14 protein-coding genes and 8 tRNA genes are annotated in these 18,476 nt (G+C 43.8%); 15 read left to right on the top strand and 7 right to left on the bottom strand.

Annotated features, from left to right (window positions below; genetic code table 11):
• The first annotated feature begins 345 nt into the window (after nucleotides 1-345).
• From AC1P5O_RS08015 to AC1P5O_RS07975, 9 genes are all read left to right on the top strand, one after another.
• A tRNA-Val gene (locus tag AC1P5O_RS08015) sits at nucleotides 346-421 on the top strand.
• Between the two features lie 28 nt (nucleotides 422-449).
• Nucleotides 450-526: transfer RNA gene (locus AC1P5O_RS08010), tRNA-Asp, on the top strand.
• Nucleotides 527-574: 48 nt separating this feature from the next.
• A tRNA-Asp gene (locus AC1P5O_RS08005) sits at nucleotides 575-651 on the top strand.
• A 21-nt stretch (nucleotides 652-672) separates the two neighbouring features.
• A tRNA-Val gene (locus AC1P5O_RS08000) sits at nucleotides 673-748 on the top strand.
• 14 nt (nucleotides 749-762) lie between these two features.
• Nucleotides 763-839: transfer RNA gene (locus tag AC1P5O_RS07995), tRNA-Asp, on the top strand.
• 69 nt (nucleotides 840-908) lie between these two features.
• Nucleotides 909-984: transfer RNA gene (locus AC1P5O_RS07990), tRNA-Val, on the top strand.
• A 12-nt stretch (nucleotides 985-996) separates the two neighbouring features.
• Nucleotides 997-1,073, top strand: a tRNA-Asp gene (locus tag AC1P5O_RS07985).
• A gap of 105 nt (nucleotides 1,074-1,178) precedes the next feature.
• Nucleotides 1,179-1,254 (top strand) — tRNA-Val (locus AC1P5O_RS07980).
• Nucleotides 1,255-1,326: 72 nt separating this feature from the next.
• Nucleotides 1,327-1,788: a DUF2750 domain-containing protein gene (locus tag AC1P5O_RS07975; protein WP_262466990.1), complete on the top strand. Its 462-nt coding sequence runs from the start codon at nucleotides 1,327-1,329 to the stop codon at nucleotides 1,786-1,788.
• Between the two features lie 25 nt (nucleotides 1,789-1,813).
• On the opposite strand, the gene AC1P5O_RS07970 is transcribed toward AC1P5O_RS07975, so the two are convergent.
• Nucleotides 1,814-2,155, bottom strand: coding sequence for a YdcF family protein (locus AC1P5O_RS07970; RefSeq protein WP_499005960.1), 342 nt, complete (start codon nucleotides 2,153-2,155; stop codon nucleotides 1,814-1,816).
• 41 nt (nucleotides 2,156-2,196) lie between these two features.
• Between AC1P5O_RS07970 and AC1P5O_RS07965 the strand changes: the two genes are divergently transcribed.
• A protein-coding gene (locus tag AC1P5O_RS07965; RefSeq protein ID WP_499005959.1) for an IS4 family transposase occupies nucleotides 2,197-3,287 on the top strand; the annotation gives its coding sequence in 2 pieces (ribosomal slippage) (nucleotides 2,197-2,737 and nucleotides 2,737-3,287; 1,092 coding nt in all).
• Here the strand turns inward: AC1P5O_RS07965 and AC1P5O_RS07960 are convergent.
• The 4 genes from AC1P5O_RS07960 to yccS form a co-directional block, all read right to left on the bottom strand.
• Nucleotides 3,249-3,797, bottom strand: coding sequence for a YdcF family protein (locus AC1P5O_RS07960; protein ID WP_262466791.1), 549 nt, complete (start codon nucleotides 3,795-3,797; stop codon nucleotides 3,249-3,251). The two genes, AC1P5O_RS07965 and AC1P5O_RS07960, sit on opposite strands and share 39 nt — an antisense overlap.
• A 98-nt stretch (nucleotides 3,798-3,895) precedes the next feature.
• Nucleotides 3,896-6,478, bottom strand: a complete 2,583-nt coding sequence (locus tag AC1P5O_RS07955) for a PepSY domain-containing protein (protein WP_216986249.1) — start codon at nucleotides 6,476-6,478, stop codon at nucleotides 3,896-3,898.
• Between the two features lie 169 nt (nucleotides 6,479-6,647).
• Nucleotides 6,648-7,208 (bottom strand): YcxB family protein, encoded by a 561-nt coding sequence (locus AC1P5O_RS07950; RefSeq protein WP_004280696.1) that lies wholly within the window; start codon nucleotides 7,206-7,208, stop codon nucleotides 6,648-6,650.
• Between the two features lie 85 nt (nucleotides 7,209-7,293).
• Nucleotides 7,294-9,468 (bottom strand): YccS family putative transporter, encoded by a 2,175-nt coding sequence (yccS, locus tag AC1P5O_RS07945; RefSeq protein ID WP_174894294.1) that lies wholly within the window; start codon nucleotides 9,466-9,468, stop codon nucleotides 7,294-7,296.
• Between the two features lie 144 nt (nucleotides 9,469-9,612).
• On the opposite strand from yccS, the gene AC1P5O_RS07940 reads away from it, so the two are divergent.
• Nucleotides 9,613-10,824: a multidrug effflux MFS transporter gene (locus AC1P5O_RS07940; RefSeq protein WP_499005958.1), complete on the top strand. Its 1,212-nt coding sequence runs from the start codon at nucleotides 9,613-9,615 to the stop codon at nucleotides 10,822-10,824.
• 77 nt (nucleotides 10,825-10,901) lie between these two features.
• Here the strand turns inward: AC1P5O_RS07940 and AC1P5O_RS07935 are convergent, their stop codons facing one another.
• The gene (locus AC1P5O_RS07935) at nucleotides 10,902-11,609 is read right to left on the bottom strand and encodes a nitroreductase (RefSeq protein WP_064096398.1); all 708 of its coding nucleotides are present in this window, start codon (nucleotides 11,607-11,609) and stop codon (nucleotides 10,902-10,904) included.
• 899 nt (nucleotides 11,610-12,508) lie between these two features.
• Between AC1P5O_RS07935 and gltS the strand changes: the two genes are divergently transcribed.
• Entirely contained in the window at nucleotides 12,509-13,747 is a 1,239-nt protein-coding gene (gltS, locus tag AC1P5O_RS07930) for a sodium/glutamate symporter (RefSeq protein WP_064096397.1), read from the top strand.
• Nucleotides 13,748-13,792: 45 nt separating this feature from the next.
• Nucleotides 13,793-15,268 (top strand): alanine/glycine:cation symporter family protein, encoded by a 1,476-nt coding sequence (locus AC1P5O_RS07925; RefSeq protein WP_005252633.1) that lies wholly within the window; start codon nucleotides 13,793-13,795, stop codon nucleotides 15,266-15,268.
• Between the two features lie 55 nt (nucleotides 15,269-15,323).
• On the opposite strand, the gene chrA is transcribed toward AC1P5O_RS07925, so the two are convergent.
• The gene (chrA, locus tag AC1P5O_RS07920; RefSeq protein WP_085064459.1) at nucleotides 15,324-16,529 is read right to left on the bottom strand and encodes a chromate efflux transporter; all 1,206 of its coding nucleotides are present in this window, start codon (nucleotides 16,527-16,529) and stop codon (nucleotides 15,324-15,326) included.
• Between the two features lie 123 nt (nucleotides 16,530-16,652).
• Here chrA and AC1P5O_RS07915 point away from each other — a divergent pair, with 123 nt between their 5' ends.
• Nucleotides 16,653-17,657, top strand: a complete 1,005-nt coding sequence (locus tag AC1P5O_RS07915) for a patatin-like phospholipase family protein (RefSeq protein ID WP_085064458.1) — start codon at nucleotides 16,653-16,655, stop codon at nucleotides 17,655-17,657.
• 340 nt (nucleotides 17,658-17,997) lie between these two features.
• The gene (locus AC1P5O_RS07910; protein WP_004731959.1) at nucleotides 17,998-18,174 is read left to right on the top strand and encodes a hypothetical protein; all 177 of its coding nucleotides are present in this window, start codon (nucleotides 17,998-18,000) and stop codon (nucleotides 18,172-18,174) included.
• Nucleotides 18,175-18,476 lie beyond the last annotated feature (302 nt).

Raw genomic sequence — 18,476 nt, 5'->3', positions numbered from 1 at the left:
ACTGGTATTTTCTGAATAAAAATAAATGACAGTTGAAAGATTACATGAACACAACGTCGAGTATTTTAAAGCTTTGTATAATCCTTAATCAGAATTGCAATATGTCGTGTGGTTAGACTGAAACTTCGCAGGGTAAAACACAAAATTTCGCTTCAATTTTCATTTTGAAAATTAAAAAATTTCGGTAGAGACTTAAAAAATAAACAAAAAGTGTTGTTTTTTTTAACAAACAACCTATTTTTTAATCAGTCACACCTAAAAAGTGGAAAACATTCCGAAAAGCGTTTGACAGGCTGTGCAGATTCTCTATAATGCACCCATCAAACGATGATAGACGTTTAGAAAGGGCGCTTAGCTCAGTTGGTAGAGCGTCTGCCTTACAAGCAGAATGTCGGCGGTTCGATCCCGTCAGCGCCCACCAAGCTCTTTTATGTTGAGACCTTATAGTTGCAGCGGTAGTTCAGTTGGTTAGAATACCGGCCTGTCACGCCGGGGGTCGCGGGTTCGAGCCCCGTCCGCTGCGCCACTTTAAGATCTTGATTTTCGTTTGCCACAATAGTGACATTGTGTAAATGCAGCGGTAGTTCAGTTGGTTAGAATATCGGCCTGTCACGCCGAGGGTCGCGGGTTCGAGCCCCGTCCGCTGCGCCATTTATACGATAGACCTTTTGAGGGCGCTTAGCTCAGTTGGTAGAGCGTCTGCCTTACAAGCAGAATGTCGGCGGTTCGATCCCGTCAGCGCCCACCAGATTCTTTTGCGATGCAGCGGTAGTTCAGTTGGTTAGAATACCGGCCTGTCACGCCGGGGGTCGCGGGTTCGAGCCCCGTCCGCTGCGCCATTTCAAAAGAAATTAAATTGAGGTCCCTGAGCCTGAATTTAATAAACTAAAGATTGACACTCTTTATCAGGGCGCTTAGCTCAGTTGGTAGAGCGTCTGCCTTACAAGCAGAATGTCGGCGGTTCGATCCCGTCAGCGCCCACCAGATTCTTACGATGCAGCGGTAGTTCAGTTGGTTAGAATACCGGCCTGTCACGCCGGGGGTCGCGGGTTCGAGCCCCGTCCGCTGCGCCATCCTAAGATGAGAAGCTTGGATTCCTGAGATCTGAGTTTTCAAGATACCAAGACTACATCCCTTGTTGGTCTTGCGTCATTTAAAACAACGTTGTTGTTTTCTCAGGGCGCTTAGCTCAGTTGGTAGAGCGTCTGCCTTACAAGCAGAATGTCGGCGGTTCGATCCCGTCAGCGCCCACCATATCTTCTTGCTTCAACTCTATTTATTCCTTAGAATCTGATTGTATTATAATAATATTAAGATTTCACGACCATGAGAAATCCCTATCAGCGCAAAGCCGCGACCAAATCCCAAAAAACTGCTTTCGATCCTCAACAGCTTTATAAGCAATATATTGAAGCCATTGTTGCTAATGCTGGCATTTTTGCACTCTATCAGGATGGGTGGGCCTTATGTGCCACGCCGACCGGACAACGCGCATTTGCCTGTTGGCAAAGTAAAGGTCTGGCTCGACTGTTGATTAAAGACAATTGGGAAAATTACGAGATTCAGGAAATTGGTCTCAAGGATTTTGTAGAGAAAGTCATTCCCTTTTTACGTCAGGAAAGTACCATTGTTTCGCTTGACCTGAACCCGGAAGGGCAGAATATTCTGGTGGCACCGGAAAAATTATTACTTGATATTAAAAATTATCTGTATCAGATCTATGTGCAAAAGCCGGAACTGTTTAAAAATCCGGATATGCCTTTGCCTAGGCAGATCCGTTTAAATTAAATTTATTGTTTTTAAAACAGCTTGTTTATTGGAACAATGAATATTCATTCAGTAGCCAGCCACTTATCAAAGCAAAATATTCGCGTAACCAGGAATTATAGCGAACATTCTGGGGTGTGCTGGCACTCAGGCTGATGACTTGTTGATAACCCTGATGTCTGGCAATGGCACGGGCACGAGGGCTATGAAAATCGCTAGTGACAATCGCGATGGGCTCATTTCGATCAATATGTTGCTGTTTTAGGATTGCCTGAGAATATTGCAGGTTCTGTTGGGTACTTCTGCTTTGATCTTCTAAGCTAATGGGGTTTTTGAGCTGCGGATAGTTCGTGTAGATCTCTGTACACGACAAAAATAGATAACTCATTGAAATAATGTCATAATAATTGTTTTCTAACGACGAATACTATGACACATCTCAATGAGTTATATCTTATCTTAAACAAATATCTAAAATGGAACAAGTCACATTTAAAGTGCTTTGCGCTCATCATGCTTGTGATTATTTTAAAGCAAACATGTAATCTTTCTTCTGCATCTAAAGCCTTGCCCATCAAGTGCTTACCACAATCATTTTATCGACGTATGCAGCGCTTCTTTGCAGGTCAGTATTTTGATTATCGTCAAATTTCTCAGTTGATTTTCAATATATTTTCATTCGACAAAGTCCAACTGACTTTAGATAGAACCAATTGGAAATGGGGAAAACGAAATATTAATATCCTGATGCTTGCGATCGTTTATCGTGGAATAGCGATACCTATCGTTTGGACATTACTTAATAAACGGGGAAATTCAGATACGAAAGAGCGTATTGCTTTAATTCAACGCTTCATATCCATTTTTGGTAAAGACTGTATTGTGAATGTGTTCGCAGACAGAGAGTTTATCGGTGAGCAGTGGTTTACATGGTTAATTGAACAAGAGATCAACTTCTGCATTCGTGTTAAAAAAACTTTATTGTCACCAATCATTTAGGAAAGAATCATAAAATTAGTGATTTATTTCGCCATCTTCAAGTTGGTCAAATTGAATGTCGTAAACGACGGATTTTGGTTGGTCGGGTGAAACTATATATAAGTGCACTACAGTTAGAAAATGGAGAGCTTTTACTCGTCGTTTCTCCTCAGTTTAATGCCAATGCTATTCAGGATTATGCATTACGCTGGGAAATTGAAACCTTATTCAGTTGTCTCAAAGGACGCGGGTTTAATCTTGAAAATACGCGCTTGACAGACCCTAGACGAGTGAAAAAATTGATTGCGGTGTTAGCTATAAGCTTCTGTTGGTGTTACTTAACGGGTGAATGGCAACATGATCAAAAAAAAGCGATAAAAATAAAGAAGCATGGACGACTCTCAATGAGTTTATTTCGCTATGGTTTAGACTATGTTCAAATGGCGATTCAGCGTTTAATTGGTTTTGGGAAAAAAGAAGAGTTTAAGGAAATTTTGGCAATTTTAAGAAGGCAGAACCCTGATAGGATAAGGGTTCTGTGAAATTTGTCGTGTACAGAGCGTGTAGATATAACTTTGCATGACTTCAGCTTCGCTCTGTCTCTCCCAGAAATTTCGTCCACCGGTCATAATGATTAAAGTGTTCGGATATCGTTCTGCATATTTTGCTGCGGTATCCAGACGATTTTTTAAGATGGGTGAGGGCTGACCCTGATTAATACCACTACCTAATACTAAAATCGCTGCAGCAGGTCGTGCCGGAATAGTCGGGTTGATTGACATCTGGATATAAGCGAAGAAAGCCGCGACACTGATGATCCAGAATAGAAATCCGCCCCAGAGACTGTTCCAGAACAAGGTTCTGAATCGGGAATTCTGTTTCCAGCGCTGAATAGATGAAAAAAATAAGGCGTACAGGATGAGTGCCACCCCAATGAAGATCGACAGGGCAATAGCAAAATGCCTCTGACCTTGGCTCAGTAACCAGACGCTATTGATACATAGGATCAAGCCAGAGATCAGGCTAAGACTTCGTTTAAGTTGATTGAGCATCCAGGGTTCCTTTTTTCTTATTCATATTCTTATTATTGCTTTTGCATCTTCAATAAAAACCGGGCCATTGAGCCCGGTTTTTAGCATATCAGGTTATCTTAATATACATCACGGCGATAACGTCCATCCAGACGTAATTGATCGAGCAGCGTTTCACCGAGAATCTCAATCAGGGCCTGATCCACATCGCTGGCCATGCCATTGATGCTACCACAGACATAAATCACTGCACCTTGAGCAATCCAAGCTTTTAGTTCTTCAGCCTGTTCACGCAGTTTATGGTGTACATAAACTTTTTCCTGCTGGTCGCGCGAGAATGCAAGATCGAGACGTTTCAGGGTTCCCATTTGCAGCCAGGCCTGAATGGTTTCTTCAAAGAAGAAGTCGTGTTCACGCTGACGTTCACCGAAGATCAGCCAGTTCTGGCTATAGTCCTGACGGTTACGCGCACTGAGCAGACTTAATAGTCCGGCAATGCCGGTACCATTACCAATACAGATAATCGGGCGGTTGTCATCAATCAGGTGGAAAGATTCATTGCTGCGAATACGCAGTGCAATGGGCGCATTGAGAGCCGCATGCTGGGTCAGCCAGCCTGAACCCAATCCCAGATTACCACTAGCATCGGTTTGCTGACGTACCACCAGACGTAAAACCTGCTGGCTTGGAATACTGGCAATGGAGTATTCACGTGTTGCCAAAACCGGTAATTGCGTGAGGAGCTGATCCAGAGAATCAAAAGGTTCAGCCTGAGTCAGATCACGATCCCAGAGTGCCTGTTCAATATTCTGTTGCATAGAAGGTACTTGTGTACCCGCTGCTATCTGGTGCTTTTGCATAAATGCATGAATACGTTCTGGGCTATTTCCTGGCTGAATCTCGGCAATATCACCTGCTTGCCAGACGGCTTCATGCTCAGGGGTCAGTTCGATATTGAAGGCAGGCGCACCCAGACTACCCGGATTGAGGACTTCACGTTTACTCAAACTCCAGTGATCAAAGGTCTTATCGATACTCATCGCTTGTAGCTCAAGTCGAGTGACTTGTTCCAGCGCACTATTCCATTGCTGGATATGCTCGTTATTGGCATTGTCGACTTCAATCGTATTGAATAGCTGCTGGGCACCATTCTGTTTTAACCACTGATCAATACGGTGACCAAAACTGCAATAGCTGTCTGGATATTCCTGAGAACCTAAAGCCAATACCGCATAACTTAAATGGCTGAGATCAGCTTGAGCAGACAGGATTTTTTTCTCAAAAGAAGAAGCCAGATCTGGTGCTTCGCCCGTGCCATAGGTACTGGCAACAAATAATACCTGTTCGGTTTGCAGTAAATCGGCAAGCGTCAGTTGTTGTACCGGCTTCACTGTTACCGGTTGACGTGCTTCCTGCAGGGCAGTTGCTGTACGCCAAGCCAGTTGCTCAGAAACCCCTGTTTGTGAGGCATAGGCGATGAGCCACGGTTTTGCATTTTCATCCAGGTTTACTGCAGTCGCACCCTGACGTGCTGCCAGTGTTAAGCGTTTCTGTTTGCGACGTTTCAGATAAAGCATCCAGCCGGTCACGAAGAACAACGGCATCAACAAGGCTGCGACCATGGCAAAGAACTGGTAGATCGGGCCGAAGAAGCTGCCACGATGCACCGGTAACATGCTGCTCATGATCTTTTCATTGAGCTTTTTATCTTCATACAGCTCAACTTTGGTAAATTCAGCTGTCTGGTAATTATAAGTGGCACTGTTTCGTGCACGTTCATGCTGAACGATTGGATCGACAAAGCTCAGTTGCATTTCACCATCCGGTTTTTTCGGAAGGTTAAACGTTACAGTAGAATACTTATCTGAAAATTCAGTGTTAAAGCCAATCCAGCTCTGGTCCAATGCACGGACAGTAGCTTCAGGGCTGAGACCTTCGCGTGCTTCACCTTCAGCACGTGGGCCACGTTCGCCGCCTGGATGTCCTTCACCACGGTTATTGCCGGCATTGGCCTGCATTTCCGGTTGCGGACGCTCTACACCCAGTACCTTAAACATGCCATTGCGCCACCAGTCATAAGACCAGTACAGGCCGGTACAGGCTAAAATCAGGTAAAAAATCACCACCCAGGTTCCCACAACAGCGTGCAGATCCCAGATAAAATTACGGCCTTTCAGCTGAGGTTTTACAAAGAACCATTGCTTGATCGAATGACGTTTCGGCCAGCGCAGGTATAGACCTGACAAGACAAAAAAGATCAGCATCAGGGTACAGGCACCGGTAATCTGTTTACCTACTGGACCAACCGTCAAATTACGATGCAGTTGCTGAATAAACTGGAAAAACTCCCGACCCTTAATCTCTGGTAAGACTTCCGCAGTATACGGGTTGATCATGATGTTCTGACCACGCCGTGCGCCTTCTTTAGCGACATTCACGGTACTCGAAGCACTTGGATCTTGTGCCACGGTAATACTGTTGATCTTCATGTCAGGCGCAGTACGGTTAAAGTGCTGATACAGCTCGGCAGGCGTGAGTTTGTCACGTTGCTGAACCTGAACCGTATAACTGTCGCTATTCATCCATTTTAATATTTGTTGTTCATAGGAATAGATTGCGCCAGTGACCCCCATTATCGAGAGGATTAAACCTGCTGTAATCCCCAGAAACCAGTGGATTTGGAAAAATGTCTTTTTAAACATGGTCGTCAGATTAAGGGTGAGATCTATAAAAGTGGCAAAATTATAACTGAAGTTTGAGCCCGAATTATAGGTGTTGAGGATAATATTTATTCTCATTATCATTTATTATTTTGAGATTAAAAAAACCTCCATGCCGGGGCAGGAGGTTTTTCACTGAAGAAAGAACAGTTTAGATTTGTTTTGCTGCGCCGACTTCTGCTTCCAGATGCTTGCGAATCGTAGCGAAAGAGAAGTTTTTGCTGTCTAGACGTTTCGGCAGGATATAGGCGCCTTGCTGGCCTTTTACTTTGAAATTGACCAACATGAATTCTGGTGTGTTGTACCATTCATAGATGTCTTTCCAGCTAATCGCGCCAACACCTTCCTGCATGCCCATTTTCTGGCGCATCACGATACCATGCGGTTGCACGCCCAGGCGAACACCTTTGATTTCCTGTACCGGAAATTCATTCATCTTGCGTTTAACATACCATTCCAGACCAAAGGTACGGATCAGGTAATACAACACCACACAGACAATGGCCACCCAGCAGAACACGGTAGAATAGTTCTTCAGGAGCAGAATGCCCAGAATAGAAAGTGCAACAACAGCACCCATGATCAGCCATGCTTTCATGCCAATTTTATTGGTACTACGCCAGATCACCAGCTGAGCATGACGCTGCTCGGCTTCTGAAATTTCATAGTTCACAGGCTGTAGGGTATAAGCGTATAAATTTTTCGCAGTCATAATGAAATTAGCAGATTTTAAACTGTAAAAAGTTTAGCACTAATTGTACCAATTCAGTGAGTATATTGTTCCAAAATCAGCCAAATTATAATGAACCTAATTCAGTTGCCTGTTCATCACGCTCATGACTCAAACTTTGTTTCAGTTGGCTCAACTGCTTTAAAATGCTGAACATTAAAGACAGTTGCTGCAAAATGATCAGGGATTTCTGATCTTGCTCCTGATCTTGAGCCAGGCGCTGGCGAATATGGGCAATCATATTTTGCGCACTTAAATCGGGCATTTCATCTCTTAGCAATGCACCACGAATGTTCTCAAGTGCTTTGTCTAGTAAATTCAGAATGTCCTGATCTTCAATTTTTTCCCGGTGTGCGCCCAGTGCAGCAATATAACTGATAAAAGTATGGTTCAGACAAAGGAACTCAAAGGCTAGCGATTTTTGTACCGGATCAATATCCGGTTCAGTGGCCAGTGTCGAAATTAGTGAAGCCACCTCGGCATCGGTATTATGGGCCGCACGGCGCACAATCCGATATTTCAGGCCATTATTACGTCCTGATTTATACTGCTCGATTACTTCACTCAAATAATCTGCTTCTGCCTGCAGGCTGCGTTTGATACTTCGCGGCAAACGCCGGAACTTCCAGTCTGGAAAAATAAAGCTGACGCCGAACCAGGCAATCGCACAGCCAATCAAGGTGTCGATCATACGCGGGATGGCCGCGGCATAGCCCATACCGTCCAGGTTGAAGTTGATCAGGGCTAAAATTGTGATAAAGGCGGTGGCCTGTGCATACTGTTTACTGCGCAATTCAAAGAACAGAATCCCACTCAGTACCAGAAGCAATAATTGTCCTTCGATGGACGGCACAAAATATAAAATGGCATAACCGAGGATAATACCGACCAACGTACCGATAATACGCAGACGTAAACGCCGTTTGGTGGCGTTAAAGTTGGGCTGGCTGACAAAGAGTGCGGTCAATAAAATCCAGTAACCATATTCAATATTGCTGACCTGTACAAAAATATAGCTGATCAGCAGCACAATCGACAGGCGAATGGCATGCCGGAACAGCACCGATTCTGGGGTCAGATGCTGCTTAATCCGAATCTTGATGTCATCCCAGCCTTTCAGGTCATCATCTCTAAGCTGGTTCTCGATATGTTTGAAACGCTCGGACTTGATATTCTGCTCGGTTTCCAGGTTGCGTAACTGGGCATCAATCGATTTCAGGTTTTGAAACAGCGCAAACAGGGCACTGATCCAGACCTGATCATACTGCTGCTCCTGACGTAACTTATCCAGAGACTGTCTCAGGTTATCAAAGGCATGCTTGAAGCGCTGGTTATGTACATAAGGTTTGCGCATCAGCAAACTTTCACTCAGGTCCTTACAGGCTTTGCCCTGAATTGACATGATGCGCTGGAAGCGGAACAGGATATCGCTATGCTGGAAAATCTTGGCCAGTTTCTGATAATCAATATGCGCTGAATCGGCACGTTCATGAATATCCTGCGCGACAAAATAATATTGCAGGCTGCGACGGGTGTCTTTTTGCCCCCGGTCACCTTTCAGGCGAGTCAAAAGGGCAGTTTTCATCTCATTAAAAATCGCAATCAGTTTCCCATTTTCAAGCGAGAGTTCAATCATGCTTTGCTGATAGCTTTTCGGGGTCATGTCCACATCAAACAGATTGGACTTGGCATATAAAAAGTCACCGAGAGCAGAATAGGAAATGGCAAGCTTGTCTTGCGCCAACCGGGCAGGGAAAATCAGGAAACTGATGGTCGACAGCAGACCGTACCACATCGCGCCGATGACCAATAAACCAGCCTGTTTATACCATTCATCAAACAGCTCCACCCCGAGCATGGAATAAACGGAAATCACCAGACAGCCGTAGGAAATCGTGGCATAGCGTCGCCCTAGTGAACCCAGCAAAATCAGGGCAATACAGGACACAATTAAGGCCAAGGCAAACAGCAAGGGATAAGGAAAAAGCAGATATACGCCTACTGCCGTAATAAAGAAGCCAATGTAGGTGTAGAGCAGATTTAAAATCCGCACCGAAAAGCGGTCATCAATATCGCTTAAACCAGCTGCGACCACCCCTAAAGTCAATGGGATCGTCATCAATTGTTGTCCCATAAAATAGGGAACAAAGGCGGTACCTGCAAATGCCGTCATCATGCGCAGGTTATACATCAAGGTCGTGTTATAGGTGGTTTGCTTGAGACGAGTGAGCCAAGATTTCAAAGGTCGTCCTTTATGCTGCAGTTTTACAGCTGAATCTGAATATACTAATGAAAATAGTAGATTTATAAATCTTCATTTCAGGCTAAATCATACTATGCACTGTGTTAATTTGTCTGCATATTAGCGCTTTAAATCTTCATGCTTATGACATCGAATAAAATAGTACAACAACCTTATGCCATGTCCTGGATTGTGTTGCTGGCAGCACTGAGTGCGCTCGGGCCTTTATCCATTGATATGTATCTTTCTGCCTTGCCGGCCATGGCTGCAGATTTTGGTGTCAGTACTCAAATGGTTTCCAATAGCCTGCCGGCCTATTTCTTTGGTCTGGCTGTCGGACAGCTGATTTATGGACCGATCAGTGACCGGATTGGACGTAAACCGCCACTGTATTTTGGGCTGTGCTTATACATTGGGGCAAGTTTGCTGTGTGTCTTTGTGCAGGATGAATGGAGTCTGATCACTGCCCGGATTTTACAAGCTCTCGGTGGCTGTGTTGGCGTGGTCATGGCACGTGCTGCAATTCGTGACCGTCTGGATATGCACTCAGCAGCTCAGGCCTTTGCCAGCATGATGATTGTGACTGCGATTGCACCAATTATTGCCCCGAGTCTGGGGGCCTGGATACTAAAATTTTATGAATGGAACACGATATTTCTGGTATTAATGGGCTGTGGTTTGCTGAGTCTGGCTTGTGTGCACTTTCTTTTTAAAGAAACCTTGGAACCAGAACGCCGTCTCAAGCTGAATTTTCAACAGGTATTAAGCCTATACCGTAGCATTTTTCAGGATCCCAGCTTTCGGCGCCCGCTTTATGCCGGCTGTTTTTCCGGTGCGGTGATGTTCTGTTATATCAGTGCTTCTTCGGCCATTTTGATGGATCGTTATCAGCTCACCGAGCAGCAGTTTGCCTATGCTTTTGGTGCAAATGCGGTCGGCATCATGCTGTTTTCGACATTGAATAAGCATCTGGCCGGACGTTTCTCGATATTGCAGCGTCTGAAAATCGGCACCTGTCTGCAGTTTGCCGGTGTGTCAGCTTTAATCCTGCTGGGCTGTCTGGACGTAAACTCTGTGCTCTGGGTACTGCCAGGCATGTTTGTCATAGTGGCAGCTATCGGTTTTACTGGTCCGAATGCCATGGCTCTGGCAATGGCTGAACAGGGCGAGCGGGCAGGAACTGCCAGTGCCATTATGGGAAGTATGCAATTTGTCTGTGGATTACTGGCCGGCGTATTACTGAATTTTATGCTCTGGCAGGCTTTACTGAATATGGCATTGATCATGCTGGTTTTTGTTTGTATTTCTGCTTGGACAATTTTTAAAATAAAAATGCCCAGCCTAAAAAATGCATAGATGCTGGATGTTCTCTCAGGCAATAAAAATACTGGTCTGGACAGAGGGCTAAGTCAATTGACTTAGCCCTGCCTGCCTCACTCTTCGATAAACACGGCAAATTCCTCTACGGGAACGCGCGGGGTAATAAAGCTGTTAACAATCTGCTCTGGATCGGCATAGCCCAGTGCCATACCGCAGACCAGCTCTTCATCGGCTGGAGCACCCACCAGATCAAGTACGATCGGGTGAAAATGATTCCAGGCAGCCTGCGGGCAAGTGTCCAGACCGCGGGCTTTTGCGGCCAGCATGACATTCTGGATCATCATTGAAACATCCATTTTGGAACCAATCGCCAAAGAACGATGGACAGTAAAGAACAGGCCGACAGGCGCATCAAATAGTTCAAAATTACGTAACTGCTGACGTGCCATTTTTTCCTTTTCACCTTTTTGAATGTTAAGCAAGCCATATAAACCCCAGCCATTTTCACGACGACGTTCAATAAATGGCGAGATCCATTGTTCAGGATAATAGGCAAAAGTTTCCTGATACTGCTGTGACAATTCCGGATTTGCATAGATTTGCATTTGTGCCTGACAGACACGTTGCACGATTTCATCGCGCTTTTTGCCAGTTACCACATACACTTTCCAGGGTTGGGTATTGGTTCCTGAAGGGGCACGGCTGGCAACGGCCAAAATCTCTTTTAAGGTGTCGGTATTCACGGGTGTATTTAAAAAAGCACGTACTGAATGACGAGAGGTAATGGTGTGATCTACCGCATGAACAAAATTTTGATCCATTGTAAAGTCCAGTCAAATATCCTTATTGAGTTGGCAATGACTATAAACTAAACAAACAGAAGGGGGGATAGGAAAATTTTATTGTTTACCGGCTGATAAAAATGATTTATCCAAAAAATAGCCAAAGAGCACTTATTTGGCCTTCCAAAATACGAGTTTAGTCCTCTAAATGATCAGAATAAAGATCGTTATGAAAATTGTCTTTAAGTGAAAAAAATAGCTTAAATCCCAAGTGTTTGAACAATTTAACAATAACAATTTCACACAGAGAACACATTTATTTTGCCTGAAAATCGAGTTAATTTAATTTCAGGATTCCGGTGTTATTCTGTTTTGAGTAAGAGACTAATATTTTTTTTGAATTAAAAGATAGTTTAATCTTCATATAAAAAATGAGAACTTATAATTATTTTTTATAGTTTTATTAACTATTGCTAATAAAAAACAATATAACGTTATACAAAGAAACAGCATAATGTACGACTTTTCATCTTAATTCATGCTTTGCATGATCAAGATCTGTTTGAAATAACGCTATTCCAGATGGCTTGAATGAAGCCTTTAGGTTGAAAGCACTCATCAATCAGTGAATGTTTTTTGAGCTTAAAACACAGTTTTTTTATTAGCATGTACGTCTGTTTGAAGATTGCCTGCAATTTTCCAAAAGACTGAGTATCGGAATAGAAATGGTGTTGCTTTTATAAATCTCTCATTTGTTGAATATGATCGTGACGATGATATTCATAAGTTTGAAAGAGATGATAAACGTTTTGTTTTCTAAAGGTCATAGATTAAATCCGGATGTAACGGATGCATATCTAATGAGAGAGCTAGACATATAGTCAACTCTACGACTTTTAGAATAATAAAAAATTCAGAATCATCTTGGGCAAAAAATTATGGATTTTACTTTTAACGCATTTTATACCCTGATTGCCGCAGTGATTGTTTTATTACTTGGGCGGTTCCTGGTTAATAAAATCGATTTTTTAAAGCGCTACAACATTCCTGAGCCGGTTGCAGGCGGTTTGGTTGCTGCGATCATCTCATTACTGGTGCATTCACTGTGGGGATACAGCATCACCACCAGTTCAGAGCTACAAACCAGTTTTATGTTGATCTTCTTTGCCTCGATCGGTCTGAGTGCCAACTTTTCCAAGTTGCGTGAAGGCGGTGTCGGTCTGGTAATTTTCTTGTTTGCTATATCGATTTTTATTGTTTTGCAAAATGCAGTCGGTATGAGTCTGGCAACACTGCTTGGTATTGACCCACTGATTGGCCTGATTGCAGGCTCAGTTACCTTAACCGGCGGTCATGGTACTGCGGGTGCATGGGGGGAGATTTTTGAAGTTGAACATGGCATTCAGGGTGCTTTGGCACTGGGTATGGCCAGTGCGACTTTCGGTCTGATCATCGGCGGGATCATTGGTGGACCTTTAGCCAAGTTGCTGATCAACCGTTATAACCTGGCTACTGCACGTACCGATCAGCAGATCGAAAAGCGTGACAACACCCCAATGGATAGCACTTCAGAGGAATACGTACAATTTGAATATCCACATCGTCTGCGTCTGATTACTGCCGATAATGCAATTACCACATTGGGCCTGTTTGCAGGCTGTTTGGCTTTTGCAGAGTTTATGACAGGTTTCAGTAAAGGTACTGCTTTTGAACTGCCAACATTTGTCTGGGCATTGGGCGGCGGTGTACTCCTGCGTAATGTACTGGAAGGCATTTTCAAGGTTCAGATTTTTGATCGCGCGATTGATGTGTTTGGTAATGCTTCATTGTCACTGTATTTGGCGATGGCATTATTGTCGTTGAAATTATGGCAATTGGCTGACCTTGCAGGACCACTCATGGTGATTCTGGGTGCGCAAACCATCACCATGGCTTTGTATGCAGCTTTCGTCACTTTCCGCATCATGGGCAAAAACTACGATGCTGCGGTACTTGCAGCAGGTCATTGTGGTTTCGGTATGGGCGCAACGCCAACAGCGGTTGCCAATATGCAGGCGATTACCAATATGTATGGTGCGTCGCATAAGGCCTTCCTGATTGTTCCATTATGTGGTGCGTTCTTCGTTGACTTAATCAATGCTACTGTTATTCAGATGATTTTGAAGTTTTTTGCATAATTTTTATGCCTGATACGATGAGTCATAGGCTCATAAGGATGTGACATGAATGATCAGTTAAATGAAACCTTACTCGGCTGGATTAATGCCCTGAATGGCCCTTTATGGGATTTTCTGGTGGTGTTTCTGGTCGCAGTCGGTATTTTCTACACGATCATGACGGGTGCAGTACAAATTCGTTTGTTCTGGCACAGCATGAAAGTCATGAAAAATAGCCGTGGCAAGGTTCAGGATACGCACGGCATTACCCCGTTTCAGGCCTTTGTCACTGGACTGGCAAGCCGGGTCGGTGTGGGCAATGTCGCGGGTGTCGCCATTGCGATTGCGATTGGTGGCCCCGGTGCCGTGTTCTGGATGTGGTTTACTGCCTTTTTGGGCATGAGTTCTGCTTTTGTTGAATCCTCTTTGGCACAGTTGTTTAAGGTGCGAGATAACAAAAACCAGCAATTCCGTGGTGGTCCAGCTTATTACATTACTCAAGGCCTGAAACAGAAATGGCTCGGGATTGTCTTTGCGATTGCATTGATCACGACTTATGGTTTTGTCTTCAATGCAGTTCAGGCCAATGCCATTACCGGAGCAACCTCTCATGCCTGGGGCTGGGATCAGGCGAACCTGATTCTGCCATTAGGCGGCCTGAATCTGGAAATTTCCTGGGTCGGATTGTTTCTGGTCTTGATGACTGCGGTGATCATTTTTGGCGGGATTAAACGGATTGCGAAAGTTGCGGAAAGCTTTGTGCCGTTTATGGCTGTGCTTTATCTGGCTGTGGCTTTGTATATTGCGGTCATCAATTACGATTTGCTCCCATCCATCTTCCAGCTCATTTTCAGTAAAGCCTTTGAATTTGAAGCCGCCGCTGGTGGATTCTTTGGCGCCATGGTATCTATGGCGATGATGATGGGCATCAAGCGTGGTCTGTTCTCTAACGAGGCAGGGATGGGTTCGGCACCGAATGCTGCTGCAGCTTCCGATGTCAAACATCCGGTCAACCAGGGTCTGGTACAGATGCTCGGAGTATTTGTAGATACCTTTGTGGTGTGTTCATGTACCGCGATTATTATTCTGGTTTCGGGTCTGTATGAAAATGCAGGCTTTGAAGGCGTGACCTTGACCCAGATGGCGCTTGAAAGCCAGATTGGTGCCTGGGGTGATGACTTCCTGGCTTTGATTCTGTTCCTGTTTGCCTATTCTTCGATTATTGGTAACTATGCCTATGCCGAAGGAAACGTCCAGTTCATCAATAACAATAGCCGGGTGATGTTGATTTTCCGCTTATTTGTATTGGTCATGGTGTATTTCGGTTCTATCGCCAGTGTGCCATTGATCTGGAATATGGCAGATCTGTTCATGGGTGTCATGGCAAGCATCAACCTGATCGCAATCCTGTTGCTGATGCCATTCTTGCTGATGCTACTTCGCGACTATACTGGTCAGTTGAAGCGTGGTGTGAAAGAGCCTGAATTTAAACTGGATAACCATCCTAAATTTAAAGACAAGGTCAAATCAGATATCTGGTAAGACTTGAAGCAAAAAGCCCCGATCATTCGGGGCTTTTTTTGTGCCAAAGTTTTATTTAAAAGAAATTTAAATAACTTTGATAAAGCACAAAGCCTAAAATCAGGCTGAACCAGACCGGTAGTTTTGAGCGTAGCAGAGCAATCATCACCGCGACAAAGACTAGGTCGGAGCCATAACTAAAATAACGTTGTGAAAGATCCAGCAATAAATACAGCAATAGCCCCACCACCGCAGCATTGATGCCCATCACCGCCTGATGAATATGGCGCTGCTGCATCAACCATGACCAGTAGGGCAAGGTAGCAAAGATCAGAAAAAATGAAGGTAAAAAGATTGCACAGGTTGCTAACAGTGTATTTAGCCAGACATAAGGCGTCCAAGGCAGCAAAGCACCAATATAACTGGCAAAACTGAATAAAGGTCCAGGCATGAGCTGGGCAAATGCATAGCCAAGATCAAAAGATTGGGCACTCACCAAACTAGTCGTGACAAAATCCTGATGCAATAAAGGCAAAATCACATGACCACCACCAAACACCAGCGAGCCAGTCTGATAGAAATTGGAAAAAAATTGCAGCTCTGATTCACCCCATAACTTGCCTGCTAAGGGCAGCAGCACAAATGGGAGGATAAATGCCAACAGCCAATAGGGCGCAGCGGCAGATCGAATATAAGGCGAGCTGATTGCCGTTTTGTTAATTTCTTTGGGTTTCAAATCTGAGTGGGAAAAATGTCCAGCCAAGAGTCCACAGATTGCGCCCAGTATAATGACCAGAATCTGATTAAAACTCACTGAAACGACTATCAGTAATGCCACCGAGAGGATTAAGACAGCGTATTGCCAAGCCGATTTACAGAAGCTTCTCAGCATTTGCCAGAATGCCCAGGCGATGACAGAAAATACAATTAACTGGATGGTATGAAAGCTGTTTGAGTTTAAAATATGAAAATAGCTTTGACCCAAGAGCGCCACCAAGGTCATCAGAATCATTGAGGGCAGGGTAAAACCCAACCATGCGATCACGGCACCAGTATAGCCCCGTTGCAGATAACCGATCGACAGCCCCACCTGACTGCTGCTCGGCCCGGGTAAAAGTTGTGCCAAAGCGACCAGTTGACTGTATTGGGTGTCATTCAACCATTGCAGTTGGGTCACAAATTTTCGGTGAAAAAACACCAGATGCGCCGCTGGACCGCCAAATGAAATGCAGCCCAGTTGCAGGAAAATCAGGAAAATCCGGTACAGTGAGATTGAAGGCATACAGTTATGGGAAAAATGAAGATAAAGTAGCTGAACTGTATGACAGTTTTACGAAATTCTACAGACTATTTATGCATGTGTTTATACACTATGCTGCTTTAGATTAATGAGGACATTCTCTGCATGCAGAAATATGTGTTGAGTATGGTGATACTGGGTACATTTGGCCTAAGTGCTTGCCAAACGACCCCAATGACAGCCCAAGCGGCGACTAGTCATCTACAACCTGCTGCACAACGCGGAGAAGCTCAGGCACGTCCGAATCAAATTGATTTTCAAAAGATCAAGCAAACCCAGCAACGTCCGGTAGTTGCTTTAGTTCTGGGCAGTGGCGGTGCGCGTGGCTATGCGCATATTGGTGCGTTGGAAGTACTGGAACAGGCGGGTATTCAACCAGATTTTATTGTCGGAACCAGTGCGGGCAGTATTGTGGGATCCATTTATGCAAGTGGCAAACCGGCGATTGAACTGCGCAATATTGCTCTCAACATGCGACCGAATGATGTCCGTGATATCAAGCTGGCCAGAAAAGGTTTTTTTGATGGCAAGAAAGTTGAGGACTATGTCAATTTGCAGGTCGATCAAACCCCGCTTGAAGCCATGAAAATCCCAATGTTTGTGGTAGCAACCGCGCTGAAAGAAGGCAAGAAAGTCGTCTTTAACTATGGCAATACCGGACAGGCGGTACGTGCTTCAGTCTCGATTCCGAGTATGTTTATTCCGACTCTTATTCAAGGTAAAGAATATGTAGATGGTGGTCTGGTCAGTCCTGTGCCGGTCGATGTGGCACGTGAGTTGGGAGCCGATATTGTGATTGCGGTGGATATTCTGGCACAGCCCATTCACACGGAAACCAGCAATGTCTGGGGGCTATTTAACCAGAACATCAATATTATGCAGCAACATCTGGCGCATGAAGAATTAAAGCATGCAGATGTGGTGATTCAGCCGGACTTACGCGAAAAAGGCCATATCTTTGATGTACGTGGCAGGGAACTCACCATGCAGGCTGGTGCCGAGGCGACCCAGTTAAAGTTGATGGAAATTTCACAAGCCTACCAAAAACATGATTATGCTCAAGGACATCGCATTCCACAGTTTGTGGTACATGAACATCAAGCTCAATAAATCTTTTTTTTTGAAATTTCTGTTTATCCCTATATCGCAGGATAGGTATATTCAATCAAAAGGATAAAGGATCATCGGCTGTAACGCTTAACTGATTGTTATAAAAGATAAGATGATTGCCTATGTGTATCAGTCAGTCGGAATTATCGCAAAAGATAAAATTAATTTTAAATATAACAAATTGAATTATAAGTATATTGTTTTAAATAATAAGCCTTATTCGTCCTAAATTAAAATTTAATTATTATTATTCGTATACTTAAGTTGATCAAATATTCAAAAGCATCTATGTTCATGCCAGAATGCAGTTTGAAAAGATCACTACACAGATGTAGACATCATGATGCATATTAAAATTGGACAGCAGGTCAAACTGGCACAATTCGAACACTATATTTTTACAGTGACCGCGACCCATCAGGATGGTTCTTTTACCGTTGAAACGACCTTGGATGGTCAACAAATTTTAAGTTATCAGAACGTGGCACAGGAAATGCTCAGGCCAGTGATGCTTTAAATCACGCAGAGTCTTTCTATTTTCCTGAATTATTTTTGTTCAAAGCTTAAAACAGTGAAAAATTCTCAGTTGCTGTGTGATTAGCCCCAGATAAATAAGTGTTGATTTATTGGCACTTAACTTTCTAACTGAGATTTTAAGCAATTAAATATATTTTTTTCTGTATGAATACATTAGACTTCCTTCATAAATCATTTTTCAATCAATTTAATTGTTTATCTTTCACCCAATCTAAATTGTATATGCCAGCAAGTAAATTAAACCGCAGGTTTAATCTTTTACGACGATTTCTATATACACAA

This window comes from Prolinoborus fasciculus (genome assembly GCF_056724605.1).
This window is presented reverse-complemented; position numbering and strand designations above follow the sequence as displayed.

Bases quoted from the DNA above. Each gene is read 5' to 3' on its own strand.
- AC1P5O_RS07975 (WP_262466990.1), top strand. From the start codon at position 1,327: ATGAGAAATCCCTATCAGCGCAAAGCCGCGACCAAATCCCAAAAAACT.
- AC1P5O_RS07970 (WP_499005960.1), bottom strand. From the start codon at position 2,155: ATGAGTTATCTATTTTTGTCGTGTACAGAGATCTACACGAACTATCCG.
- AC1P5O_RS07960 (WP_262466791.1), bottom strand. From the start codon at position 3,797: ATGCTCAATCAACTTAAACGAAGTCTTAGCCTGATCTCTGGCTTGATC.
- AC1P5O_RS07955 (WP_216986249.1), bottom strand. From the start codon at position 6,478: ATGTTTAAAAAGACATTTTTCCAAATCCACTGGTTTCTGGGGATTACA.
- AC1P5O_RS07950 (WP_004280696.1), bottom strand. From the start codon at position 7,208: ATGACTGCGAAAAATTTATACGCTTATACCCTACAGCCTGTGAACTAT.
- AC1P5O_RS07940 (WP_499005958.1), top strand. From the start codon at position 9,613: ATGACATCGAATAAAATAGTACAACAACCTTATGCCATGTCCTGGATT.
- AC1P5O_RS07935 (WP_064096398.1), bottom strand. From the start codon at position 11,609: ATGGATCAAAATTTTGTTCATGCGGTAGATCACACCATTACCTCTCGT.
- gltS (WP_064096397.1), top strand. From the start codon at position 12,509: ATGGATTTTACTTTTAACGCATTTTATACCCTGATTGCCGCAGTGATT.
- AC1P5O_RS07925 (WP_005252633.1), top strand. From the start codon at position 13,793: ATGAATGATCAGTTAAATGAAACCTTACTCGGCTGGATTAATGCCCTG.
- chrA (WP_085064459.1), bottom strand. From the start codon at position 16,529: ATGCCTTCAATCTCACTGTACCGGATTTTCCTGATTTTCCTGCAACTG.
- AC1P5O_RS07915 (WP_085064458.1), top strand. From the start codon at position 16,653: ATGCAGAAATATGTGTTGAGTATGGTGATACTGGGTACATTTGGCCTA.
- AC1P5O_RS07910 (WP_004731959.1), top strand. From the start codon at position 17,998: ATGATGCATATTAAAATTGGACAGCAGGTCAAACTGGCACAATTCGAA.